Source organism: Armatimonadota bacterium (genome assembly GCA_031459715.1).
Lineage (GTDB): Bacteria > Sysuimicrobiota > Sysuimicrobiia > Sysuimicrobiales > Humicultoraceae > Humicultor > Humicultor tengchongensis.
This window is the reverse complement of the sequence record JAVKIA010000022.1, coordinates 1-23,978: the sequence shown is the minus strand read 5'-3', so window position 1 is coordinate 23,978 and position 23,978 is coordinate 1. Positions and strand designations below refer to the sequence as shown.

General features: G+C 70.6%; 28 protein-coding genes. 2 read left to right on the top strand and 26 right to left on the bottom strand.

The genetic code is table 11. The annotated features are described in order from the left end of the window. Nucleotides 1-7 precede the first annotated feature (7 nt). The 11 genes from rodA to QN152_09120 form a co-directional block, all read right to left on the bottom strand. Nucleotides 8-1,099 (bottom strand): rod shape-determining protein RodA, encoded by a 1,092-nt coding sequence (gene rodA / locus QN152_09170; protein MDR7539683.1) that lies wholly within the window; start codon nucleotides 1,097-1,099, stop codon nucleotides 8-10. After that, on the bottom strand, nucleotides 1,096-2,865 hold the full coding sequence (gene mrdA, locus QN152_09165) for a penicillin-binding protein 2 (GenBank protein ID MDR7539682.1): 1,770 nt from the start codon (nucleotides 2,863-2,865) through the stop codon (nucleotides 1,096-1,098). The genes rodA and mrdA overlap by 4 nt, the downstream gene beginning before the upstream one ends. Then, nucleotides 2,855-3,364, bottom strand: a complete 510-nt coding sequence (locus QN152_09160) for a hypothetical protein (protein MDR7539681.1) — start codon at nucleotides 3,362-3,364, stop codon at nucleotides 2,855-2,857. Before QN152_09160 ends, mrdA begins: the two co-directional genes overlap by 11 nt. Further along, nucleotides 3,364-4,191, bottom strand: coding sequence for a rod shape-determining protein MreC (gene mreC / locus QN152_09155; GenBank protein MDR7539680.1), 828 nt, complete (start codon nucleotides 4,189-4,191; stop codon nucleotides 3,364-3,366). Before mreC ends, QN152_09160 begins: the two co-directional genes overlap by 1 nt. Before the next feature lie 53 nt (nucleotides 4,192-4,244). After that, nucleotides 4,245-5,282, bottom strand: coding sequence for a rod shape-determining protein (locus tag QN152_09150; GenBank protein ID MDR7539679.1), 1,038 nt, complete (start codon nucleotides 5,280-5,282; stop codon nucleotides 4,245-4,247). 25 nt (nucleotides 5,283-5,307) lie between these two features. Beyond that, complete coding sequence (gene radC / locus QN152_09145) at nucleotides 5,308-6,036, bottom strand: DNA repair protein RadC (protein ID MDR7539678.1); 729 nt, start codon at nucleotides 6,034-6,036, stop codon at nucleotides 5,308-5,310. A gap of 318 nt (nucleotides 6,037-6,354) precedes the next feature. Continuing rightward, nucleotides 6,355-6,624 (bottom strand): DUF4321 domain-containing protein, encoded by a 270-nt coding sequence (locus QN152_09140; protein MDR7539677.1) that lies wholly within the window; start codon nucleotides 6,622-6,624, stop codon nucleotides 6,355-6,357. Between the two features lie 15 nt (nucleotides 6,625-6,639). Continuing rightward, nucleotides 6,640-7,389, bottom strand: a complete 750-nt coding sequence (gene tatC / locus QN152_09135; protein ID MDR7539676.1) for a twin-arginine translocase subunit TatC — start codon at nucleotides 7,387-7,389, stop codon at nucleotides 6,640-6,642. Between the two features lie 21 nt (nucleotides 7,390-7,410). Then, nucleotides 7,411-7,593: a twin-arginine translocase TatA/TatE family subunit gene (locus QN152_09130; protein ID MDR7539675.1), complete on the bottom strand. Its 183-nt coding sequence runs from the start codon at nucleotides 7,591-7,593 to the stop codon at nucleotides 7,411-7,413. A 23-nt stretch (nucleotides 7,594-7,616) separates the two neighbouring features. After that, a complete protein-coding gene (locus tag QN152_09125; protein MDR7539674.1) occupies nucleotides 7,617-7,838 on the bottom strand; it encodes a hypothetical protein in 222 nt (73 codons plus the stop codon). Continuing rightward, nucleotides 7,805-8,197 carry a phage holin family protein gene (locus tag QN152_09120; GenBank protein ID MDR7539673.1) on the bottom strand — a complete coding sequence of 131 codons (393 nt, stop codon included), beginning with the start codon at nucleotides 8,195-8,197 and terminating at the stop codon, nucleotides 7,805-7,807. Before QN152_09120 ends, QN152_09125 begins: the two co-directional genes overlap by 34 nt. 136 nt (nucleotides 8,198-8,333) lie before the next feature. On the opposite strand from QN152_09120, the gene QN152_09115 reads away from it, so the two are divergent. Continuing rightward, on the top strand, nucleotides 8,334-8,525 hold the full coding sequence (locus tag QN152_09115) for a twin-arginine translocase TatA/TatE family subunit (protein MDR7539672.1): 192 nt from the start codon (nucleotides 8,334-8,336) through the stop codon (nucleotides 8,523-8,525). 38 nt (nucleotides 8,526-8,563) lie between these two features. Then, nucleotides 8,564-9,106 carry a class I SAM-dependent methyltransferase gene (locus QN152_09110; GenBank protein ID MDR7539671.1) on the top strand — a complete coding sequence of 181 codons (543 nt, stop codon included), beginning with the start codon at nucleotides 8,564-8,566 and terminating at the stop codon, nucleotides 9,104-9,106. Here the strand turns inward: QN152_09110 and QN152_09105 are convergent. The 15 genes from QN152_09105 to QN152_09035 form a co-directional block, all read right to left on the bottom strand. Further along, nucleotides 9,078-10,682, bottom strand: a complete 1,605-nt coding sequence (locus QN152_09105; protein ID MDR7539670.1) for a PIG-L family deacetylase — start codon at nucleotides 10,680-10,682, stop codon at nucleotides 9,078-9,080. The two genes, QN152_09110 and QN152_09105, sit on opposite strands and share 29 nt — an antisense overlap. Before the next feature lie 117 nt (nucleotides 10,683-10,799). Then, the gene (locus QN152_09100; GenBank protein ID MDR7539669.1) at nucleotides 10,800-11,792 is read right to left on the bottom strand and encodes a polyprenyl synthetase family protein; all 993 of its coding nucleotides are present in this window, start codon (nucleotides 11,790-11,792) and stop codon (nucleotides 10,800-10,802) included. Nucleotides 11,793-11,898: 106 nt separating this feature from the next. Further along, nucleotides 11,899-12,336: a hydrogenase iron-sulfur subunit gene (locus QN152_09095; GenBank protein ID MDR7539668.1), complete on the bottom strand. Its 438-nt coding sequence runs from the start codon at nucleotides 12,334-12,336 to the stop codon at nucleotides 11,899-11,901. 106 nt (nucleotides 12,337-12,442) lie between these two features. Beyond that, complete coding sequence (locus QN152_09090; GenBank protein ID MDR7539667.1) at nucleotides 12,443-13,618, bottom strand: cytochrome b N-terminal domain-containing protein; 1,176 nt, start codon at nucleotides 13,616-13,618, stop codon at nucleotides 12,443-12,445. A gap of 13 nt (nucleotides 13,619-13,631) precedes the next feature. Next, the gene (locus QN152_09085; protein MDR7539666.1) at nucleotides 13,632-13,841 is read right to left on the bottom strand and encodes a hypothetical protein; all 210 of its coding nucleotides are present in this window, start codon (nucleotides 13,839-13,841) and stop codon (nucleotides 13,632-13,634) included. Beyond that, the gene (locus QN152_09080; GenBank protein ID MDR7539665.1) at nucleotides 13,834-14,088 is read right to left on the bottom strand and encodes a hypothetical protein; all 255 of its coding nucleotides are present in this window, start codon (nucleotides 14,086-14,088) and stop codon (nucleotides 13,834-13,836) included. Before QN152_09080 ends, QN152_09085 begins: the two co-directional genes overlap by 8 nt. Then, nucleotides 14,088-15,269, bottom strand: coding sequence for a cytochrome b N-terminal domain-containing protein (locus QN152_09075; GenBank protein MDR7539664.1), 1,182 nt, complete (start codon nucleotides 15,267-15,269; stop codon nucleotides 14,088-14,090). Before QN152_09075 ends, QN152_09080 begins: the two co-directional genes overlap by 1 nt. Nucleotide 15,270: 1 nt before the next feature. After that, complete coding sequence (locus tag QN152_09070) at nucleotides 15,271-15,939, bottom strand: Rieske 2Fe-2S domain-containing protein (protein MDR7539663.1); 669 nt, start codon at nucleotides 15,937-15,939, stop codon at nucleotides 15,271-15,273. Nucleotides 15,940-16,003: 64 nt separating this feature from the next. Further along, entirely contained in the window at nucleotides 16,004-16,924 is a 921-nt protein-coding gene (locus QN152_09065; GenBank protein ID MDR7539662.1) for a c-type cytochrome, read from the bottom strand. 66 nt (nucleotides 16,925-16,990) lie between these two features. Next, entirely contained in the window at nucleotides 16,991-17,464 is a 474-nt protein-coding gene (bcp, locus tag QN152_09060) for a thioredoxin-dependent thiol peroxidase (protein MDR7539661.1), read from the bottom strand. Continuing rightward, nucleotides 17,457-19,007 (bottom strand): hypothetical protein, encoded by a 1,551-nt coding sequence (locus QN152_09055; protein MDR7539660.1) that lies wholly within the window; start codon nucleotides 19,005-19,007, stop codon nucleotides 17,457-17,459. The genes bcp and QN152_09055 overlap by 8 nt, the downstream gene beginning before the upstream one ends. A 9-nt stretch (nucleotides 19,008-19,016) precedes the next feature. Next, entirely contained in the window at nucleotides 19,017-19,700 is a 684-nt protein-coding gene (bshB1, locus tag QN152_09050; GenBank protein ID MDR7539659.1) for a bacillithiol biosynthesis deacetylase BshB1, read from the bottom strand. Between the two features lie 7 nt (nucleotides 19,701-19,707). Then, nucleotides 19,708-20,478 (bottom strand): glycosyltransferase family 2 protein, encoded by a 771-nt coding sequence (locus QN152_09045; GenBank protein MDR7539658.1) that lies wholly within the window; start codon nucleotides 20,476-20,478, stop codon nucleotides 19,708-19,710. Beyond that, nucleotides 20,475-23,867 carry an adenylate/guanylate cyclase domain-containing protein gene (locus QN152_09040; GenBank protein MDR7539657.1) on the bottom strand — a complete coding sequence of 1,131 codons (3,393 nt, stop codon included), beginning with the start codon at nucleotides 23,865-23,867 and terminating at the stop codon, nucleotides 20,475-20,477. Before QN152_09040 ends, QN152_09045 begins: the two co-directional genes overlap by 4 nt. A gap of 14 nt (nucleotides 23,868-23,881) precedes the next feature. Continuing rightward, the coding region (locus QN152_09035) for a phosphohydrolase (protein ID MDR7539656.1) at nucleotides 23,882-23,978 on the bottom strand (97 nt) is incomplete at its 5' end.

The following is a 23,978-nucleotide window of genomic DNA, read 5'->3' as shown; positions in this document are numbered from 1 at the left end:
CCACTCCTCACAAGAGAATCTTTCTCCGCCGCGCCCCGATGCCGAGCAGCAGCCCCGTGGCCACGCCCATGGTGAGCAGGGAGCTGCCGCCGTAGCTGATGAAGGGAAGCGGAATGCCCGTGATCGGCATCAGCCCCACCGTCATCCCGATGTTCACGAAGACGTGGAAGACGGTCATGACGGCGATGCCGCCGGCGACCAGCATCCCCAGCCGGTCCGCGGCGGTGTAAGCAATCTGCAGTGCGCGCCAGATCCAGATCAGGAAGAGCAGCAGGAGAAGGACTCCGCCGACGAATCCCATCTCCTCCCCGATGACGGTGAAGATGAAGTCGGTGTGCTGCTCGGGGATAAACCGCAGCAGGTTCTGCGTGCCGGCAAACACCCCCTTTCCCCAGATCTGCCCCGAGCCCACCGCGATCTTGGCCTGGTTGAGGGCATAGCCCGCGCCCAGCGGGTCGATCCCCGGGTCGAGGAAGACCAGCAGGCGCTGACGCTGATAGTCGCGCAGGGCCGACCAGAGGAAGGGTGCGCCCATCAGGCCCAGCCCTCCCAGGCCGACCAGCAGCCTCAGCCGGACTCCGGCCAGGAAGAGCATCCCCAGCAGGATGGCCCCCAGAACCATGGCGCTGCCCATGTCCGGCTGCCGGAAGATCAGGACCATGGGGATCCCCACATGGGCCAGGGGAGCCAGCAGATCGGACAGGGTGGACGGGAGCGGCTGCGTGCTCAGGGACCGCGCCAGGCTCAGGACGAGCACAATCTTTGCCAGCTCCGACGGTTGAAAGCCACCGAGGGGTCCCAGCGGGATCCAGCGCTGCGCGCCCAGCCGGGTGACCCCCAAAAGCAGCACCGCCACCAGCAGGACCAGCATGGCCGCATAGAGCCACCGGGAATATCCGGCCAGACGGCGGTAGTCCACCAGGGCCGCGGCCACCATCGCCCCCAGGGCGAAGGCCAGGTGGAGCAGGCGCGTGCGCACGTAGGCCCAGGGCCCGCCCAGGGGGACGGCGGCGCTGGCCAGGGCTACCAGTCCAAAGGCGACCAGCAGCCCGGTGGTCACCAGCAGCGGCATGTCCAGGGCGCGCAGCACCCGCCTCACGGCGGGCCTCCCCTCGCCTGGGGCACCCCGCTTATCCCGAAGGCGGCCTGCAACACCGCCCTGGCCACGGGCGCGGCCACCAGTCCACCGCGCCTGCCGTGCTCTACCAGCACGGCCACGGCAACCCGCGGGTTCTCCGCCGGGGCGTAGGCCGCAAACCAGGCGTGGGGCCGCCCGCGGGGGTTCTCCGCGCTGCCGGTCTTGCCGGCGACGGACAGCCCCGGAATCGCCACGCCCCGGCCGGTGCCCCGCTGCACCACCGCCGCCAGCGCCTCCTGCAGCGTGGCCAGCACATCAGGGCGAAAGGCCACGCGGCCCGCCGGCGGCACGGTGAGGCTGCGGGACGGCCTGCCGTCCGCATCCAGCACCTGGCGCACCAGGTGCGGCCGGACCAGCGTTCCCCCATTGCCGATGGCGGCGATCATCCGTGCCACCTGCAGCGGGGTGACGTTCACCCAGCCCTGCCCGATGGCCATGTTGGCGTTGTCCCCCGGGTACCAGGGCTCGCCCTGCGTCCGCTGCTTCCAGTGGCTGTCGGGAATTAGGCCGGGGCTCTCGGAGGGCAGGTCGATCCCGGTGCGCTCCCCCAGGCCCAGCGCCCGGGCCATCTCCGCCATGGCCTCGCCTCCGGTGCGCGTGCCCAGGGTCCAGAAGAAGACGTTGCACGACTGGGCGACGCCCTCGATGAAGTTCACGGTGCCGTGCGCCTTCAGGTCGCGGAAGACCCATCCGCCCAGGCGGAAGGTCCCGTTGCAGGTCACGCGGGTGGCGCGGGTGGCCGTGCCCCGCGCCAGGGCCGCCGCGGCGGTGACCACCTTGAAGACCGACCCCGGCTCGTAGGTACTGTCCACCGCGCGGCTGAGCAGGGGCAGGCTGCGGTCCGCGGCCAGGCGGGCCCAGGCCTGCGGAGAGATCCCAGCGGCAAAAGCGTTGGGATCAAACGTCGGGTGGCTGGCCATGGCCAGGACCTCCCCGTTGCGGGCGTCCAAGACGACCACGGCTCCGACCATCTCCCCCAGGGCGGCCTCGGCGGCCTTCTGGATGTCCAGGTCGATGGTCAGGACCAGCGACCGCCCGGGATGAGCGGGGTCGCGCCCCAGGATGCCCAGCGCCCGCCCCCGTGCGTCCACCTCCACACGCAGCCGGCCGTCGTGGCCGCGGAGCTCGCGGTCGTAGGACCGCTCCACGCCCGCCTTCCCGATGAGGTCGCCCATGCGGTAGCCTTCCCACGCCGGGCTGGCCAGCTCCGCCGCGTCGATCTCCCCCAGGTGGCCCAGCGCGTGGGCGGCCAGCGACCCGTACAGGTAATGCCGCACCGGCTCCACCTCGATGATCACCCCGGGAAGGTCAAGACGGTTCTCCTCCACCATAGCCACGACTCGCTTGGGGGCGTCCCGCAGCAGCCGCACCGGCTCGAAGGGGCGGCGCCGGGCCTGCTGCAGACGCTGCTGGATCTCTGCGGGGGTCACCTCCAGTATCGCCGCCAGACGCGGTAGCACCTGCTGCGGACTGCGCAGCTCCATGGGCAACAGGGAAACGGTGAAGGCGGCGCGGTTGGTGACCAGCGGTCGGCCTCTGCGATCATACAGGATGCCGCGGGGCGCGGGCAGCCGGAGGTCGCGCAGCCGGTTCTCCTCGGAGAGCTGCCGGAAGCGATGCCCCTGCAGCACCTGCATCTGCCACAGGCGCCCCAGCAGCAGGGCGAAGAGCAGCACGCTGATGACGGTAAAGGCCGCCAGCCGCCTGGAGGTGCGCTCAGAGGGCATGAGGCCGCTCCCGCTTCGGCGCCGCGCGCGGCCCGGGCCACAGCCAGCGGACGGCGGCGAAGGCTGGCCAGACCGCCAGCAGGTTCAGCGCCACCTGCCCCAGCAGCGGCCGGCCGAAGATGGCGGGCGAGACGGGCAGCAGGCCGGTGACCGCCAGCACCGCCGCCAGCGCCCCCTGGTGCAGCACCGTGGCCAGCGCCGTGATGGCCCAGGGAAGCAGCGGCTGGTCCACCAGCACCGTCCGCCCCAGCACTCCCGCCACCTGTCCCACGACCAGCTTGGCCAGCGCCACCAACCCCACGCTGCCGCCGAAGAGGAGGTCCTGCAGCAGACCCGCCCCCAGTCCCACCAGTGGCCCCCAGCCCGGGCGGCGCAGCGCCACGGCGACGATCAGGGGGATGGCCGGGTCGGCCACCTGCCCCCACAGGGGGAGGCGCACCAGCCAGACGCTGTGCACCAGCGCGTTCAGGAGGAGCAGGGCGACAACCACCACAGCCATCAGTGGCGCGGACTCCCTTCCGGCAGCAACACCAGTACCTCTTCCAGGCGGCTCAGGTCGACAGCCGGGCGCACCGTCCCTTCACGGAAGACTGCCCCCCCTTCCGCCGGGCGGATGGTCTGCAGCCGCCCCACCACCAGTCCGCGGGGGAAGACGCCTCCCTGCCCGGAAGTGATAACCACGTCTCCCGGCCGCACGGCGGTGGCGCGCGAAAGGTACTTGATCAGCAGGTCCCCCTGGCCGTTTCCCTCCACCACCCCTACTTCCCGGGAATCCTGCAGAATCACGCCCACGGCGCTGCGGGGATCGGACAACAGCAGGACCCTGGCGGTGAAGGGCGTGGTCTCCATCACCCGGCCCACCGCTCCCTCCGCGGTGACCACCGGGCTACCGCGCGCCACACCCTCATTGCTCCCCCGGTCTACCACGATGGTGGCGAACCAGGAGGCCGGATCCCGACCAATCACCCGGGCGGCCAGCACGCGGTAAGGAACCTGTTCCTTAAACGCCAGGAGCGCCTCCAATCTCTGCGCTGCCTGGGCGGTCTCGCGCAGGCGGGAGACCTCACGGGTGAGCCGCTGCACCTCTTCGCGCAGCCGCGCGTTCTCCATGCGCAGCCGTCCGATCTCCGTGTACACCTGCCAGCCGCGGGAGAGGGAGTCAGCGGCCCGAGCCATGACGGTCTGCAGCGGGGCCAGCGCGACGAGGACGCCACTCCCCAGAGGCCCCAGGTGGCGGCGGTCCTCCCCCCGCACCTGGCCGGTGAGCAGCACCAGGACCGCCAGCACCAACACCAGGAAGAGGAAGGTGGCGTGCCGTCCGCTCATGGGTCTTCTCCGGGCTCCGCCCCCGTCCCGGGCCGCCAGTTACTGCCGGCGCATCACCCGCGCTTGGGGGCGATGAGGATCTTGCGTAGCGTTTCGATCTCCTCCAGCGCCCGCCCCGTCCCCAGGGCGACGTCGGACAGCGGGTCGTCGGTCAGGGTCACCGGCATCCCCGTCTCCTCGGCCAGCAGGCGGTCCATCCCGCGGAGGAGCGCGCCGCCGCCGGTGAGCACGATGCCACGGTCCACGATGTCGGCTGCCAGCTCCGGCGGAGTCCGCTCCAGGGTCTGCTTGACCGCCTCGACGATGGCCTGGATGGGCTCGGCCATGGCCTCGCGGATCTCGGTGCTGGTCATGCGCACCGTCCGGGGCAGCCCGGAGAGCAGGTCCCGCCCCCGGACGTCCACTACCTGTTCCTCGTGGTCCAGGGGATAGGCCGAGCCGATGGCGATCTTGATCTCCTCCGCGGAGCGCTCCCCGATCAGCAGGTTGTAGGCACGCCTCGCGTACTGGATGATGGCCTCGTCCATCTCGTCGCCGGCGACGCGGATGGAGCGACTGGTGACAATCCCCCCCAGGGCGATGACCGCCACCTCCGTGGTGCCGCCGCCGATGTCCACGATCATGCTCCCCACCGGCTCGGAGACCGGCAGCCCGGCGCCGATGGCGGCGGCCATGGGCTCCTCGATCAGGTAGGCCTCCCGCGCCCCGGCCTGCATGGTGGCGTCCACCACGGCCCGCTTCTCCACCTCCGTGACGCCCGAGGGGATGCCAACGACCACCCGCGGCCGGAAGAGGGCCCGCGTACGCATGCCCTTCTTGATGAAGTAGGCCAGCATCGCCGCCGTGGTGTCGAAGTCGGCGATGACCCCGTCGCGCAGCGGCCGCATGGCCGTGATGTGGCCCGGGGTGCGGCCGAGCATCCGCTTGGCCTCTTCCCCCACCGCCAGGATGTGCCCGTCCTCGGTGCTCTTTGCCACCACGGAGGGCTCGCGGAGCACAACCCCCTCACGGCGGATGTAGACCAGGGTGTTGGCCGTCCCCAGATCCACCCCCATATCGCGTGACAGCCGTCCGACCAGCCAGTCAAACACCGTCGTCCTCCTTGGCGATCCTCACCTAGAGCGCGCCTCGCTCGCGCAGACTGACAACACTGCCATTCCCGGTGATGAGGTGGTCCAGGACATCGATGCCCACGATCCGCCCCGCAGCGCGCAGGCGCTCGGTGATGGCCAGGTCGTCACCGCTGGGCTCAGGATTGCCGGAGGGGTGGTTGTGCGCCAGGATCAGGGCGGCGGCACTGCGGCGCACCGCCTCCTTGAAGACTTCCCGCGGGTGGATGGGCGCGCTGTCCAGGCTGCCCACCGCCACCTCCACGATGGCCATGACCTCGTGCCGTGTGTTCAGCAGCACCGTCCGAAAGTGCTCCCGGTCCAGGTAGCGCATCAGCGGCAGGAGCAGACGGGCGGCGTCGGCGGGTGTGCGGATGGCGTAGCGGGAGGCCGGGGCCGGGCCGTGGGCCCGCCGCCCCAGCTCGAAGGCGGCCACCAGGGCGGCCGCCTTGGCCGGACCAACCCCCTGCACCCGGTCGATCTCCTCCAGGCGGGCCTGGCTGAGATCCTGCAGCGAGCCAAAGGCGGACAGCAGGTGCTCGGCCAGGGGCAGGACCCCGCGGCCGCGGGTTCCGGTGCCGAGGACGATGGCCAGCAGCTCTGTTGTCCCCAGGGCCTGGGGACCGACCAGGTGTAACCGCTCCCGCGGCCGCGCCTCACTGGGCAGAGCCGTGACCTTGGGACGGGCGGGAGCCCCGCGAAGCACAGCGTTCCGCGGGCTGCCGGACACCTCCACCGCAAAGAGCCTCCGGTCCTCGGCTCCCGGGCGTCGATCGGCGAGCGAGACCGGGCGGTCGACTCATCCGGACACAGCGAGGACCCGGGCGGCTGCCGCGGCCACCCCGACCGCTGGCACCCGCCTCCCCGCTGCCCGGATGAACCATCGAAGGCCGAGCTGCGCGTGCACGCTCGACCCGAAACGGGAACGCACCGCCATTCCCTTTTCCGGCGGGGCCCCGCTGGAGCCGAAACTTTCACATCATAAAGCAGTATAGCATGGGCCCGCAGGCCTCAACAGGACTATCGGCGGGGGCGGGACGTTTTCTGGCCCCCATCAGACCATAAGGCGGAAGAGCCAGACGGCCAGGAAGACACCGCCCACCATGGCCAGGTTCAGGCGGATGGTCAGCCCGAAGGTCACCGTGAGCAGGCGCAGGTCGACGGTGAACGGCGGGTCGGCCAGGGCCAGACGTACTTCCCGGGTGAGGAACCCCAGCGACGGATAGGCGGCCAGCGCCTCGGAGATGACGCTGCCCAGCACCCCGCCGACAAACACTATGAAAAGGAGGACCCACCACGGGCTTCGGGTGCGGCGGCGGGCCATGCTTCCTGGTTCCGCCTAGCGCCCCTCAACCTGCTGCATCGCTGCGGGGGAGGGGGCGACCAGACGGGCTATCCACACCGAGGCCTCGTACAGCAGGTAGGCGGGCACGGCCATGAGCAGCTGGGAGAAGACATCACCTCCAGGCGTGAGCACGGCGGCCAGGACGACGATGGCCACCAGGGCATAGCGCCGCCCGCCGGCCAGTTGCGCCGGCGTGATCACGCCCAGCTTGGCCAGGAAAATGAGGACGATGGGCAGCTCGAAGACGGCGCCGAAGGCCAGCATGAAGGCGGTGAGAAAGGAGACATAGGCCCCCACGCTGATCATGGGTTCCAGCACCCCGGGCACCTGATAGGAGAGGAGGAAACGGACGCCCACGGGAACGATGGCCAGCAGGGCGAAGAGGGCGCCGCCGACAAAGAGGACCAAAGCCGGGGGCAGCAGCCACAACGCGTACCGGCGTTCCACAGGGGTCAGCCCCACGGCGACGAAAGCCCACACCTGGTACAGGATTACCGGAAGGCTGAGGAAGACTCCCGCCAGGAGGGCCAGCTTCAAGCGGACGAAGAAGGCCTCCGTCACCCCGACGAAGATTACTCCCCGCCCGCTCGATGCCGTCACCGGCCTGATGAGCAGCGAAAGGAGCGGGTCGGCGAAGAACCAGCACAACGCTGTGGCCGCCGCCAGGGACACGATGGCCATCAGGAGCCGCCGCCGCAGCTCCTCCAGGTGCTCCACGATGGTCATCGGCCGGTCGACGGCCATGGCGGGGACGGGGAGCCCGGGTCAGGCAGAGGTCTTGGGACGCCCCTCGCCGCGCACGTCCTCCTCCACGTCGCGCACTTCCTTGCGGAACTCCCGGATGGTGCGTCCCAGCGCCTGGCCGATGCCGGTCAGGCGGTTCGCCCCAAAGAGGAGGAGGAGGATGAGGAAGATTATGAGCAGCTCGGGCAGTCCGACGTTGGGCATGCGCCACCTCCGCGTCGATTATATCACCGCGGGGGAGGCGGGGCTGGTCGGTCTGCGGGTGCGCGGCGGCGCAGCACCAGCCACAGCAGGTCCAGCACCTCCCGGCTGGCGACGCGCACCTCGCGCCACTCCCGGGGGACCCGCTCCCGCACCGCCCGCCAGCGACGGCGTACCTCCGCCGCGTCCCGCGCGATATCCGCGCGCAGCGTCTTCAGTCGCTCTCCAGGAGCTGGCGACGCAGCCACCGCAGGTCCTCCTTGAACGCGTCCACCACCTTCCGCAGGCGCCGCCGCCGCAGGCGGGCCAGGCCGATCCCCGCGCACAGCACCATCACCATTCCGCTGGAGGCGAAGACCACGGCGGCCGCCTCCCAGGGCTGCAGGACCAGCGAGAGCAGCAGCACTGCCGTGACCACGGCCAACCCCAGCGCCACAACAGCCAGCAGCCCTGCGACGGCCAGCAGGAGGATGCCACTCATGACGTCCCGGATGGAGGCGCGCGCCTCCGCGCCGGTCAGGAGCGCGTAGGTCTGCAGCAGGGCGGCGACGTTTCCCGCCAGCCGGCGCAGGATGGCCGAGGTGGATTCGCGCCCGACCTCGCTCACGCCGGTAACATTCCCGTTGTGACGCCGCGGCCCCTCCTCCCTCGTCCAGCCATGGCTGCAGGACCCATGCCTCGGGCCTGCCGTCACCTGGCGGCGCCGCATCCCCAGGTGCATAATGAGGTCGAGGTGGACGGGTATGCTGCCGAACGTGGGTTTTCCCGAGATGATCCTGATTCTGGCCATCGCCCTGCTGGTCTTCGGTCCGCAGCGTCTGGCCGGCATGGGCGCGGCCCTGGGCCGGGCGATCCGCGAGTTCCGCCGCACGCTGGAAGCGCCCGAGGAGGAGCCCCCATCGCCCCCCGACGAGCCCCCTGCGGGGCCGTCCTGACCGACCTGGGTTACCTGCTGCAGGCGGCATTCCCCGCGGTGGGAGCCCGCCTCGGCCCTCTCTTTCGCTGGCGCTATCGCCGGGCGGCCCCCCGCTACGAGGCGGACGTCATCGCCCGCACTCCCGGGTACGACGCGGCGCTGCGCGCCGCGCTGGAAGCCACCGGGGGCGACCCCCGGTGGTGCGGGGACATCGCCGCAGGGACGGGCTCGGCTACCCGCCTGCTGCGAACCCGCTTTCCCCGCGCCCGCATCGTAGCCGTGGACCTCTCGCCGGCGATGCTGGCGCGGCTGCGCCCCGCTCCTGCCCTATACCGCGTGGTGGGCAACGGGTGGGCGCTGCCGCTGGCCACCGGAGCGCTGGAGGTGGTGGTGCTACAGAACGCGCCGCCGCCCTTCGGGGAGCTGGCCCGCGTGCTCCTGCCCGGGGGTACGCTGCTGGTGGCTCTCTCCTCCGCCGGCGCCCTGCCTCCCGCCCTGCGTCGCTGGCTGCTCTGGCGCGCGGTCCCCCCTGCGCTGGGTACGCCCCGGGAGACTGTGGCCGGACCGGGGGTCACCTGGACACTTCGCCGGGTGGATTGACCTGGCGGGGAACGGCGAACAGCTCGTTGGTGCGGACGAATGCGCCCAGGAGCAGCCGCAGGTACGGCGTCTCCAGCTGGCTGCGGTGCGCATTCAGCGCTTCCTGCTTGCCGCGCTGCGCCTCCGCCGACAGGGGGAACTCCACCCACGACCATCCGCGCAGTTGGGCCAGGCCGGCAGGAGGCTGCAGGGGCTCCCTTGGGGCGAAGCGCAGCGGGCGGGGAAAACCGGGCGCGTGCACCAGGAAGGTGTAGAGGCGGACCGTGCCCAGCAACGGGCTGACCAACGCGTAGGCAGCCTGGTGGTCGCCGTGCCGGTCAAACGGCGCGTGGGTGATGACCACGGTGGGCCGCACCTGCTCCACCACCCGCTGCAGCAGCACGCGCAGGGTCTCCGCGGTGTAGGGCCCCCCGGGCGCGACCACGCGTGGATACTCCGCGTGGTCCATGCGGGTGAACGGCGAGGTCACCGGCACTTCACTGGCCAGGACCTGGGGGAGCACCCGGTCGGGAAAGCCCAGGAAGAAGACCGCCTCGGCCGGGACGCCCAGGCGGCGCAGCCCCTCCTGCGACTCTTCCTGGCGCACCGCCCCCGTGCGCCGGAAGTCGGCGGGGCCCGGGCGCAGGTGGCGCCCGATCAGGGTGGCGCTCAGCCGGTTGCTGTCACCGTTGGTCAGGACCAGGACGCTCACCGGCACCCCCAGACGGCGGGCGGTCGCCACCAGCCCCCCGGCGCCCACGACCTCGTCGTCGGGATGCGCCACCACCACGAGCAGACGGTCTCCCGGGTGCAGCGGTGAGACGATGGGCACGTGCGCCGCGTGGGACGCTGGCGCCAGGAACACCGGCGCCAGCACGAGGATAAGCAGAACCAGGACGATGCCTGCCAGGACCATCGGTTTGCGCCTCGCCTTCATGGGATACCACGGGCGCGGGCGGGCGGCCGCCCGGCGCGGGATGACCATCCGCCGGACCTGCCGCAGGAGGTCGGACGAGGCCCGCACTTCCTGGCGCAGCCCCCGCACTGGCCCGTACTTCTGCCGCTTCCGCCGGTGGGCCACCCCCTCCAGAGGCACCTCCACCACGCGCACCCCCTCTCGCCGGGCCAGGCGGTCCAGCGCCAGCTCGAAGCCGAACCCCGTACCCGCCAGCACCTCGGGATGGCGCAGCAGCCGCCGCTGCACCGCCCGCTGGCCCGAGAGGCAGGGCAGCATCCCGTGCAGCGGGTCGTCTGTGAACACCCCTACTGCCATCTCCGCCCGGCCGGCGCATATGGGGCCCAGCAACCGGCTGAGGTGCCAGGGGCGCAACCCGCGCAGGTCCGCGTCCAGCAGCAGGAGGATCTCGCCCCGGGCGTGGGGCACCGCGGCCGCCACGGCGCCGCCCTTCCCCCGGTTGCGTGGCAGGATCAGCACCCGGTCAGCGCCAGCGGCGGCCGCCCGCCGGGCCGTCTCATCCGTGGACCCATCGGAGACGACGATGATCTCGGTGACCTGGTCGCAGCCGCGCGCCGCGGCCACCACGGCGGCGATGCCTTCGGCCTCGTTGTAGGCGGGAATGATGCACGTCACCTGCATCGTCGCTGCCTCTTCCACACTCGTGGCCCAACGCGCCACAAAAACACCAACAGGGTTTGCCGGGAGGAAACCCGATCCCTGCCGCCGTGCTGACTAGAACGCCGGTGAGGATGGCGGTCAGCGCGGGCGGACCAGGACGAACTCGGTGAGCGCGCGCAGGCTCTGCCGGGCGGGAGAGGGCGGTAGCGCCTCCAGGGCCGCAGCGGCGCGCGCCGCATAGCGACGGGCCACGTCCACGGCGTACTCGATGGCCCCATAGCGATCCAGCAGGGGGCGGACCTCTTCCACCTGTCCGTCCGCGGACGGCGTCTGCAGCAGCCGCAGCAGCTCGGCCCGGTCCCCTGGGGAGGCGCATCGCAGGGCGTGGATCACCGGCAATGTCACCTTCCCCCCCTGGATGTCCGAGCCGATGGGCTTGCCCAGCGCCTCCGGCCGGCTGGTCAGATCCAGGGTGTCGTCGGTGATCTGAAATGACATCCCCCAACTCAAGCCAAACTCCGCCAGCGCCGCCGCCTGTTCCGCGGTCCCCCCGGCCAGGAGGGCACCGCCGCGGCAGGCGGCGGAGAAGAGCGCTGCCGTCTTCCCCTCGATGATCTCCAGGTAGACCCCCTCGTGCTGGTGAGGCTCCGCGGCATACTCCAGCTGCTTGATTTCCGCTTGGCTCATGCGCACCGCAGCGTGGGCCACCGCCGGTGCCACCTGGGGATGGCGCACCCGGCTGATCAAGTCGAAGGCCCGGGCGAACAGCAGGTCCCCCAGCAGGACGGCCAGCTGGTTGCCCCACTGCACATTGACCGTGGGGCTGCCGCGGCGCACGTCGGCCTGGTCGATGATATCGTCGTGGATCAGGGAGGCGATGTGGATGAGCTCGACCGTGCCCGCCAGGTAGAGGCGCTCCTCCTCCCCGCCGCCGATGGCCTCGGCGGCCAGGCAGGTCAGTGCCGGGCGCACCAGCTTGCCCCGCGTAGAGAGCACGTAGGTCACCAGCTCCCCCACCAGGGGATCCTCGCTGGCCAGCTCGGCCCGCAGCAGCCCGTCCAGGGCGTCCAGGTCGTGCTGGATGGGCGCGTAGATCTGCGCCAGGTCCACGCCGGCTCCTCCTGCCCTCACGCCTCCGCCACCAGACCGAACGACGCGACGAAGAGCAGCAGCAGGAAAAACACCAGGTAGAACAGCAGGTAGAGCAGCAGGGTGTGCAGCGGCAGGCGGCGCCGAGTCATTCGGCCGCCTCCCCTGCGGCGGCTCCCACAGCGGGGCGCACCGGCCGGGCGGCCGGCTGGGGCAGGCTCTCCAGGCGCCGGAGGAAGGCCCCCACCTCGGCGAGGAAAGCCTGCTGGTCGTGCAGTCCGTGGGCGAACATGGCCACGCGGCCCGGATCGACGCGCCGCCGCTGCAGCCGCCGGGCCAGCTGCTCCATCCGGTCCCGCATCAGGTAGTTGCCCTCACGGTTGAGGCAGTCGCCGTAGGGGCAGCCGGTGACGAAGGCGCCATCGGCCCCGGCGCGCAGAGACTGTTCCAGCCAGTCCGGGCGCATAAACCCCGAACAGGGGATGCGCACGATGTGCACGCCAGGATACGCCTTCAGCTCCCCGCGCCCGTCCACCAGCCCTTCTGTGGACACCGCCCAGTCACATACAAAACCAATAACCTTCATCCGTCCTCCCGCGTCCTCCTTGTCGCCCACCCCGAAAATCTGCTCTCGCCCACTGCCGGGGCCACAGGTGGTCAGGCGGTGCTGAGCAACGCTCCCCGGACATCCCCTAAGCCGGCGCCCGGGCCCGCACCAGCTCAGCGATACGCCGCATCAGGTCCGCCTCCAGGAACCGGGGAAGCTCCAGCGCCTGGAAGGGACACGCGCCCACGCAGATGCCGCACTCCACGCAGCGCGAGTCTATGACCACCGCCAGCAGCTTTCGGCTGGCCGCCGCCTTGGTCAGGCCGGGATGGGGTGAGGGGACCATGACGATGGCGTCGTAGGGGCAGTCGTAGTAGCAGAGCTCGCACCCGGTACAGTTACCGTCGATGACCTGAGCCACGCCGGCGTGCCGCGGGCCCATCCGGGATTCGTCCTCCCGCTTCAGGTAGGGAATGAGGTAGCCCAGCAGTAAAAGCCCGGCCAGCCCGGCTCCAACCACGCCCGGGGGCAGGTAGCTGGCCAACCAGAAGGGCAGCAGGAAGAAGACGTCCAGGGGGTAGGCGGTGACCCGCACGCCGGGCTGGGCCGGCACCCCCGCGGTGGGCCGCGTCCCGGGCAGCGCGGAGAGCAAGACGAGCAGTCCCAGCAGCAGCAGCACCCAGGTGGCCGGCGGCCAGATCTTAGGGTGGCGCAGGCGGACGTAGTGCCACCACAGGAGGACGTAGAGGAACGAGGCCACCCCCACGTGCAGGAAGAGGATCCGCGGCAGCATGGCGGCGCTGATGCCCTCGCTGCCCAGGAAGAGGCGCACCAGTGTCGCCCCGGCCAGGGGGACGGCCCCGAGGATGGCCACGAAGATCTCGGTGACGGCCTGGGCCCGCTGGTCCCAGACCAGCTGGTAGCCGTTCACGCCGACGAAGCCCCCCAGGATGAGCAGGAACATCCCGGAGATCCAGGGGCCGTCGCGGGCGAAGAGGTAGCGGTCGGTGAACCAGTTGCGGAACAGGTGCAGCAGCACGGCGACGATGAACCCGTCGGCGGCGTAGCGGTGCAGGCCACGCAGGAGAAACCCGTAGGGCACCTCCTCGCTGAGGTAGCGGATGCTGGCGTAGGCCCCGTCCAGGCTGGCCACGTAGTAGAAGAAGAGCAGAATCCCGGAGAGGACCAGCAAGAAGAGGAAAAAGTGCGCTAACCCGCCGGTGTAGTAGAGGGGGTTCCAGTCGGAGGGGTAGATCCGGTTGATATAGACATCCAGCTTCACCGTCTGCCGCAGCAGCCAGGTCAGGGCCCGTCGGTACATGGACTCCTCCTGCCTACTTCCCTTCCGCTCGGCGCGGCCCGATCAGGTCCAGCCGCCGCAGGAAGAGGACGATCAGCCCGTAGGCCACCAGGATGGCTCCCAGGGCGACGCCGCCCAGTGCATAGTCGTCCCGCAGCTCGGCGATGATGATGAGCCCTGCCAGCAGCAGGCTGACCGCGGCCAGGAACAGAACGGCTGTCAGGGCGGTCCGCCGGCTATCCATGCTGCCCCCGGTCAAGGATCCGCTCGAATAGGGCGATGCGCCGCCGCACCCGTCCAGCGCCGCGGTCGGCCGCGTAGACGACGAAGGCCAGGTAGGCCATGCTGATCAGGAAAAGGGCGACCAGGCCCAGGAACGGTGCCGGGGACACCGTCGGTCGGCCCTGGAGCGCACCGCGGAAGGCCGCCCAAAGCCCGGAGAAAGCGTAGACGGCTGCGGCGAACGCTGCCCAGGAGAGGAGCGTACGCATCAGGCTCTCTCCTCCTGCCGCGTCCGCACCGCCGCGGGAGGAGGAGCAGCCACGGCGCGGGCCTCCTGCCAGCGACGGCGCAGGTGCCAGAGGAACCCCCCGCCCATGATCAGCACTGTGGCCAGCAGGACGATGGGCGGCTCCCGCTCGATCTGCGCGATGTTCCACATGATCAGTGCGGTGAAGCCCAGGAAGTAGGCCAGAGCCAGCAGCCCCAGCACGAGGAAGAGGGGACGGTCCAGGGGGTGGCGAGACTTCGACCGGTCGAGGAAGGGCACCAGCATGCCCACGCCGATCAGCAGCCCCGGCCCCAGCCCCGCCCACAGCGGCGGCGTGTACTTCACGTACTGGTAGAGGGCCAGGAAGTACCAGTCAGAGAGGATAGGCAGGGGCGTGCGGTTGGGGTCAGCCCGTCGCCCCATCTCCGCCGGCAGGGCCCAGGCCACGAAGAGCACCATGAGGAACAGCAGTAGCATGGGGAACCAGGACATCTTCAGCCTGGCGCGGCGCGTGCGGTAGACGTACACCTCGATGAGCAGCAGCAGGACGATGGAGATGCCGAAGTGGATGGCGTAGAAGCGGGTAATGGTGGCCTGCCCGATGGCCGACCCGCCCAGGAAGATGTAGGCGATCATCGAGCCGAACTTGAGCTGCTCCCCCACCCGGGGAATCCAGGCGGTGAGCTCGTCCAGGTACACCGGCACCGTGAGGATGGTCTTGGCCGCCCAGAAGGAGCGCTGGTTCCAGATGAGCAGGTACCCGGTGACGCCGGAGATCATGGTCAGGACCAGCCCCAGGAAGAACAGCATCCAGGATAGCTCCCCGGGGCGTTTGTACTCCCCGGCGAAGTACATGCGGTAGATGCGCAGAATGAAGCAGAGGAAGACCGCATCGGCCGCGTATTTGTGAATGCCCCGCACCAGCGACCCCAGGGGAACCACCACGCCCCCCACGGTGACCCGCCCGATCTCCCGGGAGATGCGAACGATGGAGTCGTAGGCGCCGCTGGTGGTGGGCTCGTACCACAGCATGAGGATGACCCCGCTGACCACCGTGAGCAGGTAGAAGTAGTAGAGCATCGGCCCCAGCAGGTAGAGCGGGTTGTACTGGTACTGGGTCTTGGTCTCGTCGAAGAGATCCAGGTGGGCCTTCCGCTCCCGGATCCAGTCGGCAATGGCCATCTCAGGCGATGCCTCCCGGTTCCACGTCCGTGGCCACAATCTGCTCACCGCGAATCTCGTAGAGGAAGGTCCGCGGAGGGCGGGGAGCTGGCCCGGAGAGGACGCGTCCCGGCTGCTGCGGGTCTGCCGGGTCGAAGATGGAAAGGTGGCAGGGGCAGGCGATGAGCGCATGCCGCCGCGGCGGCGGCGGCACGTAGCCGCCGTAGCCTGCGGTGACCTCCTGCCAGTTGGGGACGAAGTTAAAGATGCATCCCAGGTGGGGGCAGATGCGGGAAAAGATGATGATGTCGCTCTCCCGCCCCACCAGCTGAGGCTTGCCGATCTGGCCGGCCCAATCCCAGGGCAGGCGGATCTTTTGCGGCAGGCGCAGCACCACGGCGGGCACGCTGGCCTGGCGCAGCCCGGTGGGGGTGTACTGCGGGTACTTTTGGGTGAAGACGAAGTACTTGAAGTCCCAGGGGCGGGCCACCTCGCGCAGGCTGGCTGCAACGGTCACCTCGCCCAGGGGGATGTCCCGCCGCGTGGGATTGTAGAACACTTCGAAGGGGCGGTCGTTGGGTTTGAGCAGCCGCAGCAGCGGCGAGAGGAAGGACAGCGCGGCCCCAAGGACCGGCACCCCGGTAACAAGGCGGAGAAACCTCCGACGCTGCAGATGCTCCTGGGTTCCCATGCTCACCACCCGGGTGCGGCGGGGACCTGTCTACCGCGGCCGGCGCCAACGGCCCTGCGGGAGTTCACGGCTGCTGGCCCCGCGGCGGCGTGTAGGTGTAGACAAAGGTCCAGATGTAGTCCACCAGCGACCAGATCTCCTCCACGGTGAGGAACTGCTTGTAGGGCGGCATCAGCCCGATCCCGTCGTAGATCCAGGCGAAGAGCTCGCTGGGCTTGCGCTTCACCATGAAGTCCCGGTCGCGGAAAATCCCCGGGCCCCGTCCCAGGCGCCAGCCCCAGGTGCGGCGGGCCATGACCTGGCTGTACGCGCCGCCCCGCCCGTCTCCGTCCGCGCCGTGGCAGGAGGCACAGGTGGCGCGCACCCTGCCCAGGCCGGGAATGCTCACCGGAAATTCGCGTTCCTGGAAGAGCTGCCGGCCGCGGGCGATGGACTCGGGCGAGGTGGCGAAGGTCCACTCGTAGAACACCACGTTCCACCGCTCTGTCTCCCCGAGGAACCGCGGCCCCGGGATGCCGTCGTTGGCGCCATATGCCGGCTTGGGACCGAAGGCCGGCATGGCGGTGTGGGGACGGCCCAGGGTGACCACTTCGTACATGTTGGTGGGGCTGTTCAGACGCATCTGCACCTGGTTGTGGAAGTTGGCCGGCCGCGACGGCAGGTCCTCGCCCTTCACGTCCAATCCTAGCAGCCGCATGGTGTCGGTGAAGGGGTTCTTCTGGGGTGCCTTGAGGAAGGCGGCCAGCGGCCCGTCCCCCCGCCCTTCCACTCCGTGGCACTGGGCGCAGACGCGCTCGTAGACCACGCGGCCCTGCGCCGCCGCAGGGACGAGGGACCGCCCCTGCTCGTCGGCTACGATAGGTGCACCCTGCAGCGGGACTTCCGGCAGCGGTGCGATGCGCGGGGAGAGGCCCACGGTGGGCTGACAGGCGGCCAGGAGGACGAGCCCGCACAGCAGCAAGACGACGATCGGTACCCTGGACATGCGGCCGTCCTTAGGTTCCACCCAGCAGTGCGGACTTCCTTTTTCCGCTTTCCGCCCGTCTCACCGTCATTGCGCCTGTGCATCCAGAGCGGCCAGCACCTGGCGGCTGTGCCCCGCAGGGCGCACGTTGCGGAAGATCCGGGCAATCCGCCCCTGCGGGTCGATGAGGAATGTGGTCCGCTCCACACCCCAGAAGGTGCGGCCGTAGCGCCGCTTCTCCTTCCAGACGCCGTAGGCCCTGGCCGCGGTGTGCTCCTGGTCGGCCAGGAGGATGAAGGGAAGGTTGTGCTTCCGGGCGAAGCGGGCGTGCGCCGCAGGGTCATCGGGGCTGACACCGATGACCACCGCCCCGCGGCCGGTGAAGGCCGCGTGGTCGTCGCGGAAGCCGCAGGCCTCCGTCGTGCATCCGGGAGTCTCGTCCCGGGGATAGAAGTAGAGAACGACGGTCTGCCCGCGAAAGTCGCGCAGGCGGACCGTGCGCCCGGCGGCGTCGGGCAGAGCGAAGTCGGGAGCCGGTTGACCTTCCTTCACATCAGGCACCCCCTTCCAGCATCCTGGTGACCAGTGCCTCGACCTGCTCTCGCTCGTAGAGGAAGTAGGGATATCCCCGGTAGGTCGCCGCGTCGGAGGGAGCGCTGTGCTGCTCCATGGTTCGCAGGGCCTCCTCCCACGCGGCGATGCGGTCAGCCAGGGCGGCGCAGAGCTGCGCGTTGAGGGCGCGGATGCTCTGCGTGGCGGCGCGCCGCTCCCGCCGGGTGAGCCCCGGTGCCTCCAGCCGACGGATCAGCTCCCACTTCTGGGCGACAAGCGCTTCTTGCCGGGCTGTGGGCGCGGTAAGCAGGCGCTCGGGATTGTGGCGGGCCTGCAGGAGCAGGCGCTGCAGGGAGCGCCGCGTGGCCTCCGGGTTGGCCGCCTGGCCCAGAGGCAGGTGCAGGGTGGCCGAGGCCACAGCGTAGTGCGGCGGAGCAATGCCAAAGAAGTCGGCGATCACCGCGTCGGTCACCCGGTCATAGCGGCCGCCGCTGATGCCGTGGATGAAGAGATCCACCACCAGCAGGCGGAGGAACGCCGTCAGGGTGAGAGCCCGCGGGCGCAGCCGCAGGTGGGCAAAGCGCGGATCGGCGGGGTGGTTGGGGAAGGACCATTCTCCTTCCCTCTCCCCGCCGGCTACCCGCAGCGCGCGGCGTCGTCCGTCCAGGAAGAGGCGGCGCCGCCTTCCGCCGGCCAGAGTCCAGAAAGGCAGCTCGATAAGCTCCCCCTCCCGCTGCAGGTCGGGGAAGGGCTGCGCCTCAGTGCGGATACGCTGCCGTCCCCGGTAGGCCTGCAGGTGGGCGTTGTGGACCTCCAGAAAACGAGCGGCCCCTGCGGCGATGTGCAGGAAGAAGGCGCGGAAGGCCACGCTCTCGCAGGCGGCAGACAGTGGCACGTCCAGGTAGCGGCGCGGTCCCTCGTAGCGTCGGCGCAGTGCCGTGACGAAGGCAGGATAGTCCCGGGCGGCGGGTGGCGGGAGGGCGCGGAACGCCTCCCAGGGACGTCGCACCGCCTCGGACTCCAGGGAGCGCACGTGCCGGTCGATCCGTTGCAGAAAGTCGGACCACTCCGCCCCGCCAGGCGCCGCCTGCCCCTCGTACGGCTCCTCCGGAGCGGCGGTGCGCAACACCTCCCGCCGGCGCTCCAGGAAGGAAGCATGGCGCGAGGGAACATCCACCCCAACCTGCTCCATGGCGTCGCTGTCCACCACCACCGCCAGCCCGGTGTGCCCGCGCGCGGCCAGACGGTCCAGCAGCAGGTACTTCACCCAGATGCCGGGGTGGGGAAAGACGGGCTGGTGGCCGGTTGCCAGCAGCAGCTCCCCCTCGGGAACGGGCCCGGCGCCCAGAGCTGCGCTGTACGCCCGGCCCAGCGCCAGGACCTCTTGGCGCGCCTGCCGCCGCAACTCCTGCAACGGCGTCCCCCCCAGGAGGAGCTCCTCCATCCCCAGGCGGTCCCTGTTCTCCCGCGCCACCTCCACCAGGTCTGCAGCGGGGGGAACCAGGACCACCTCGCCGGAGCGCTCGGGGATCTCCAGGGGAACGTCGATCACGGCAGCTTCCTAGAGCACCCCGTCCAGGCTGCGCAGCCCCAGCTCCTCCCGGCAGACGAAGGCCTCCGCCTGCGGCCGGTTGATCAGGTAGCCCCAGTAAGTGTTGACGGTTCTCAAGTACTGCAGGATGCGCATCTCGCCCCGCTCATCGGCGAACTGGGAGGTGTAGGCGGCAACGGCGGCCAGCTTGCCCTGGAAGTGGTCGCTGATGTCGAAGAGGAATGTGGGCTTGATGTGCAGGTCGTAGTGCGTGGAGAAGAAGTGAAAGACCCGCGGCGGGTAGAAGGGTTCGCCGGGGATCTCAGTCTTGGTGAGCTTGGCGTAGAAGCGGGCGGCCTCCGCCAGCGTGCATGCGGCCACGTGGTCGGGGTGGGCATCCACCCAGTAGGGGATGAAGAAGAAGTCGGGTCGCACCTCGCGGATCACCCCGGCCAGGCGCATGCGGTTCTCTACGCTGTCCGCCAGCATGCGGTTGGGCAGAGGGAGGGTGATCCGCCGGCTCACCCCCAGGAGGCGGGCCGCCTCCGCTGCCTCGGCGGCGCGCCGCTCCGGTGTCCCCTGCGGCGTGGGCTCACCGTTGGTCAGGTCGCAGAGCACCACCTCGTGCCCCTGGGCCCGCAGGGCCAGAATGGTCCCTCCCATGCCGATCTCCACGTCGTCGGGGTGGGCCCCGACCGCCAGAATGCGGGCCACCGTCTGACTACCCCCCTCCTGCCCGCCCGCGCTCGCTACCCCGGCACGCCACCCGGACCGGGCCGCCCTCCCGCAGCTCCCGCTCCAGCACCTCCTGGTAGTAGCGGCGTCTAGCTGCGGCGTCGTCCAGCCCGCCCCAGAAGCGGCGCTGCGGGTTCTTGTAGATGCGCGGCACCGCCACCTCGGCGACCCGCAGGCCGTGCCGGGCCGCCTGAATCCACACCTGCAGGGGCATCCCGTACCCCGGCTCGCTCAGGCGCAGGCGGCGCAGGGCCGAGACACGGTAGGCTTTGAACCCGCACCAGGCGTCGGTCAGCGGGTAGCCCGTCAACTCCCGCAGCCGGACGGTGGTCTCCCTGTTGATGGCCAGGCGATCCGCGGGGGGCGGGTCCCCGCCCTGCCCGGGGTCGAGGTAGCGGCTGCCGGAGACTATGTCCGCACCCGCCAGTGCCGCCAGGAGCTGCGGGATCTGTCGCGGCTCGTGCTGCGCGTCGCAGTCGATGGTCACCACCGCGTCGTAGCCCCGGGCCAGGGCGTAGGCGAAGCCGTCGATCAGGGACTGCCCGTACCCCTTGTTCTCCCGGTGCGTGATCACCGCCAGCGCCGGATCCTGCGCCTGCGCCTCTGCCAGGATGGCAGCGGAGCGGTCGGTGGAGCCATCGTTCACCACCAGGATGTCCGCGTCCGGCACGGCCCGGCGGACCTCGGCCAGCACCTGTGCCAGCGTCCCTTCCTCGTTGAACAGGGGGATGACCACCAGCACCCGGCCCACGTTCACGCGGTCACCACCGGCAGCAGCGCGCCGATCTCCCGGGCAAACCCGGTGGCCCCCATCTGGGCGAAGAGCTGCCGCGCCCGCTGCAAGACCTGTCGGCCCTCCGCCTCCCGGCCCAGCAGCCGCAGCGCCTCGCCGTACTTGTACAGGGTGAGGGCCAGATCTACGCGGTACTCGCTCTTCTCCAGCAGCTCCAGGCTGCGTCGGAAGAGCGCCTCCGCCTCCTCCCCCCTTCCCTGGGCCGCCCGGACCTTGCCAAGGGTGGCACCGTATGTGGCCAGGCCCACGGGATCCTCGGGTGCGATACCGGCCAGAGCCCGCTCCGCATGGTCGGCAGCGGCCAGGAGGTCCCCCCTGGCCAGCAGGACCTCGGCCAGACCCCGCAGGATGAAAGCCGGCTCGTCGGCTGCGTGCTCGCGGTAGAGGGCGTAGGCGGCGCGCATCTCCCGCTCCGCCTCATCCGCCCGCCGGTGCCGCAGGTAGTGCATCCCCAGGTGACGGCGCACTGCGGCTGCGCCCACCGCATCGCCCAGCTCCTGGACCAGGTCGATGGTCTCCTCGTGCCGCTTGATGGCTGTGGGGGAATCGCCCACAAGATGCGCCAGCACCCCCAGGCCCATCAGGCACTTGGCCTCGCTGATGCGCTCGTGGTGCTGTCGTGCCAGGGCCAGTCCCTCGGCCAGGACGCGGCCGGCCTCCTCAAGATCACCCCCGTCCAGCAGGCTGCGACCCAGGTGGGCCATGGTGCGCGCCAGGCCCTGGCCGTCCTGCAACTGGCGGTACAGCGCCATGGCCTTGCGGTAGGCCACGTGCGCCTTGCTCAGCGTCCCCCGCAGCCCTTGGGTGATCCGGCCCAGCACCTCCAGCGCCTCCGCCTCCCCCTGCCGGTCGCCCAGGCCGGCGAACAGCTGTAGGGCACGGCCCAGGGCCTCCTCAGAGGCATCCAGCCGCTCGTACAGGTACTCGGCGAAGGCGCGGTTGAGCCAGGCGCGGGCAAGGAGGTCATCCCGGCCGATGGTGGGTGCCACCCGCAACACCGTCTCCGTGTCCTCCAGCAGCACCGCGGGCTGGCTCATCCACTTGACCACCTCGCTGCGGCCGGTGAGGAGCTCCAGAAGCAGTACCACGTCCTCCTCCAGGCCAGAGTTGCGCAGCACGGCCAGTGCCCGCTCGTGCAGGCGACGCGCCTCGGGCAAGGTGCGCAGGCTGAGGGCGCGGGCCCCCGCCGCGCGCAGGGCAGCAATGGCCTGCCGCGCCAGGTCTGCGGCTTTGTCGCCGGTCTCGAAGCGATAGCGCCAGGCCTGCTCGTAGTGGTAGGCCAGGACCTCCAGGAACTTGTCGGCACTCTGGGTGGCGTTGCCCTGCAGCCAGCGGGCAAAGCGCAGGTGCCTGTAGCTGCGGGCCGCCTTGGGCAGAGTGGAGTAGGCCGCCTCCCGGACCAGGGCGTGCTTGAAGGCGAACTCTCGCTCCCCGGCCAGGGAGGAGGGTACGCGCTCCTCCACCAGCTGCCGCTCCTGCAACCGCTCCAGCGCCGCCACCGCTTCCGCCGCGTTCAGGCCGCCGGTCGCCAGCAGCGCCCCCAGCCAGAAGACGCGGCCCATCACCGCGGCGTCCTGGGTGACGCGGCGCTCCAGGGAAGGCAGCAGGTCCAGACGGGCGGCCAGAATGCTGTGGATGGTCTCGGGAATGCGTATCTCCACAGCGGGGGAGGCCAGGCGCCAGCCGCGCTCTCCGCGGACCAGGCTGCCGCCGTCGATGAGCATGCGAAGGATCTCCTCGATGAAGAGCGGGTTGCCTTCGGCCTTGGCCGCGATGGCGTCGCGCACTTCGGGGGGAACAGCTTCCCCCCGCAGCAACGCGCCGACCAGGCGCCGGCCCTCCTCCCTGGGCAGGGGAGGTAGCGCCAGAGCCGTGTAGTTGCGGATGCGGCCACCCCAGTCCGGGTGGCGTTCCAGCAGCTCCGGCCGGGCCAGGCAGAGCGTCAGCACCGGCGCCTCCACGCCGCGCAGGGCCAGGTGCTCCACCAGGCGCAGCAGGCTCTCCTCCGCCCAGTGCAGATCTTCGAAGACCACTAACAGCGGGCGTTCCCGCGCCCTGGCCAGCAGGAAGCTGCGGAACGCCCGCAGCACGGCATCCCCACTGGGCCGGTCGGCCGCTCCCCGTCCCTCCCGCGCGACGGCGGCAAGACCTTCCTCTGCCAGCTTGCGCCCGCGGTGCTGTTCCTCCCGCAGGCCTGCACCATCCCGCGCCGCCACCCCCAGGATTGCCGCCAGGTCAGCGGCTAGGCGTGCGCTCTCCTCCGCGCCCAGCAGCGGGATCAAGAGGTGCGTCACGCACGCCCGCAGCTTATCCGCGGCCACGGTGGCGGGATCGCTGTCCTTGATGCCGCACTCCTGCTTGAGCATCTCGGCCAGCGGCCAGTAGGTCAGGCCTTCGCCGTACGCCGGGCAACGACCGCGGAGCACGTGGGGCGGATCGGCGCCGTCCGCCAGCGCGGCCAGCACCTCCTCCACCAACCTGGTCTTCCCCACCCCGGCACTGCCGATGATGGTCACCAGGTGGTGCCGCCGCCCGTCCACCACCCGCCGGTAGAGGGCCAGGAGGAACTGCATCTCGTCGTCCCGGCCTACCAGGGGCGCACGAAGCCCTTTGTCCTCGTGGCGCTCCGCCACCCCGGCCACCTGCCAGCGGGCCTGCCCGGCCATCTCCCCACTGGCCGGCGCCAGGGGGAGGTAGCGCAGGACCAGGCGGGTGGCCCGGCGGGTGCGGTCGTCCACCACGATGCCGTCCGTGGGGGCGTGCTGCTGCAGCCGGGCGGCCAGGTTAACCGCGTCTCCGGTGACCATGAACTCCCCGCCCTCCCTCGCCCGCGGGTCGGCTACCACCTCGCCTGTGCCGATGCCGATGCGGATGTGCAGGTCGGCTCCCAGCGCGGCGTTCAGTGCGGGCATCCGGTGCTGCATGGCCAGCGCGGCGCGCACGGCGCGCTCTGGGTCGTCCTCGTGGGCGGCGGGCACGCCGAAGACGGCCATGACCGCATCGCCGATGAACTTCTCCACGGTCCCGCCGTGCCGCTGGATCTCCTCCCGCATGGCGGCGAAGTACTCACCAATCAGGCGGCGCATCGTCTCGGGGTCGAGGCGCCCCACCAGCGACGTGGAACCCACCAGGTCGGCGAAGAGCACGCTGACCACACGCCGCTCCGGAGCCTGCTCTCCGCGCAGGGGCGCGCCGCAGCGCAGGCAGAAGTGGGCCTCCAGAGAGTTGGGCGCACCGCAGAGGTGACACCGCTGCACCAGGGGGGAGCCGCAATGCATGCAGAACTGCGCCTGCGGCGGGTTCTCCATCCCGCAGCGGGGGCAGCGGATCGTCCCGGGGTCGACCGTGGCCATGGTGATGACAGACGCTAGAGGAGCTTCACCCCGTTGATCTGCAGCTTGAAGGAGCACCCCAGGAACTCCGCCGCCCGGCGGCACATGACCATGCGCGAGAGGAAGATCTCG

What these genes read in the sequence shown, in the direction of transcription:
- mrdA (MDR7539682.1), bottom strand. Translation starts at nt 2,865, where the DNA reads ATGCCCTCTGAGCGCACCTCCAGGCGGCTGGCGGCCTTTACCGTCATC.
- QN152_09160 (MDR7539681.1), bottom strand. Translation starts at nt 3,364, where the DNA reads ATGGCTGTGGTGGTTGTCGCCCTGCTCCTCCTGAACGCGCTGGTGCAC.
- mreC (MDR7539680.1), bottom strand. Translation starts at nt 4,191, where the DNA reads ATGAGCGGACGGCACGCCACCTTCCTCTTCCTGGTGTTGGTGCTGGCG.
- QN152_09140 (MDR7539677.1), bottom strand. Translation starts at nt 6,624, where the DNA reads ATGGCCCGCCGCCGCACCCGAAGCCCGTGGTGGGTCCTCCTTTTCATA.
- tatC (MDR7539676.1), bottom strand. Translation starts at nt 7,389, where the DNA reads ATGGCCGTCGACCGGCCGATGACCATCGTGGAGCACCTGGAGGAGCTG.
- QN152_09130 (MDR7539675.1), bottom strand. Translation starts at nt 7,593, where the DNA reads ATGCCCAACGTCGGACTGCCCGAGCTGCTCATAATCTTCCTCATCCTC.
- QN152_09115 (MDR7539672.1), top strand. Translation starts at nt 8,334, where the DNA reads ATGCTGCCGAACGTGGGTTTTCCCGAGATGATCCTGATTCTGGCCATC.
- QN152_09105 (MDR7539670.1), bottom strand. Translation starts at nt 10,682, where the DNA reads ATGCAGGTGACGTGCATCATTCCCGCCTACAACGAGGCCGAAGGCATC.
- QN152_09095 (MDR7539668.1), bottom strand. Translation starts at nt 12,336, where the DNA reads ATGAAGGTTATTGGTTTTGTATGTGACTGGGCGGTGTCCACAGAAGGG.
- QN152_09090 (MDR7539667.1), bottom strand. Translation starts at nt 13,618, where the DNA reads ATGTACCGACGGGCCCTGACCTGGCTGCTGCGGCAGACGGTGAAGCTG.
- QN152_09085 (MDR7539666.1), bottom strand. Translation starts at nt 13,841, where the DNA reads ATGGATAGCCGGCGGACCGCCCTGACAGCCGTTCTGTTCCTGGCCGCG.
- QN152_09080 (MDR7539665.1), bottom strand. Translation starts at nt 14,088, where the DNA reads ATGCGTACGCTCCTCTCCTGGGCAGCGTTCGCCGCAGCCGTCTACGCT.
- QN152_09075 (MDR7539664.1), bottom strand. Translation starts at nt 15,269, where the DNA reads ATGGCCATTGCCGACTGGATCCGGGAGCGGAAGGCCCACCTGGATCTC.
- QN152_09070 (MDR7539663.1), bottom strand. Translation starts at nt 15,939, where the DNA reads ATGGGAACCCAGGAGCATCTGCAGCGTCGGAGGTTTCTCCGCCTTGTT.
- QN152_09065 (MDR7539662.1), bottom strand. Translation starts at nt 16,924, where the DNA reads ATGTCCAGGGTACCGATCGTCGTCTTGCTGCTGTGCGGGCTCGTCCTC.
- QN152_09040 (MDR7539657.1), bottom strand. Translation starts at nt 23,867, where the DNA reads ATGGCCACGGTCGACCCCGGGACGATCCGCTGCCCCCGCTGCGGGATG.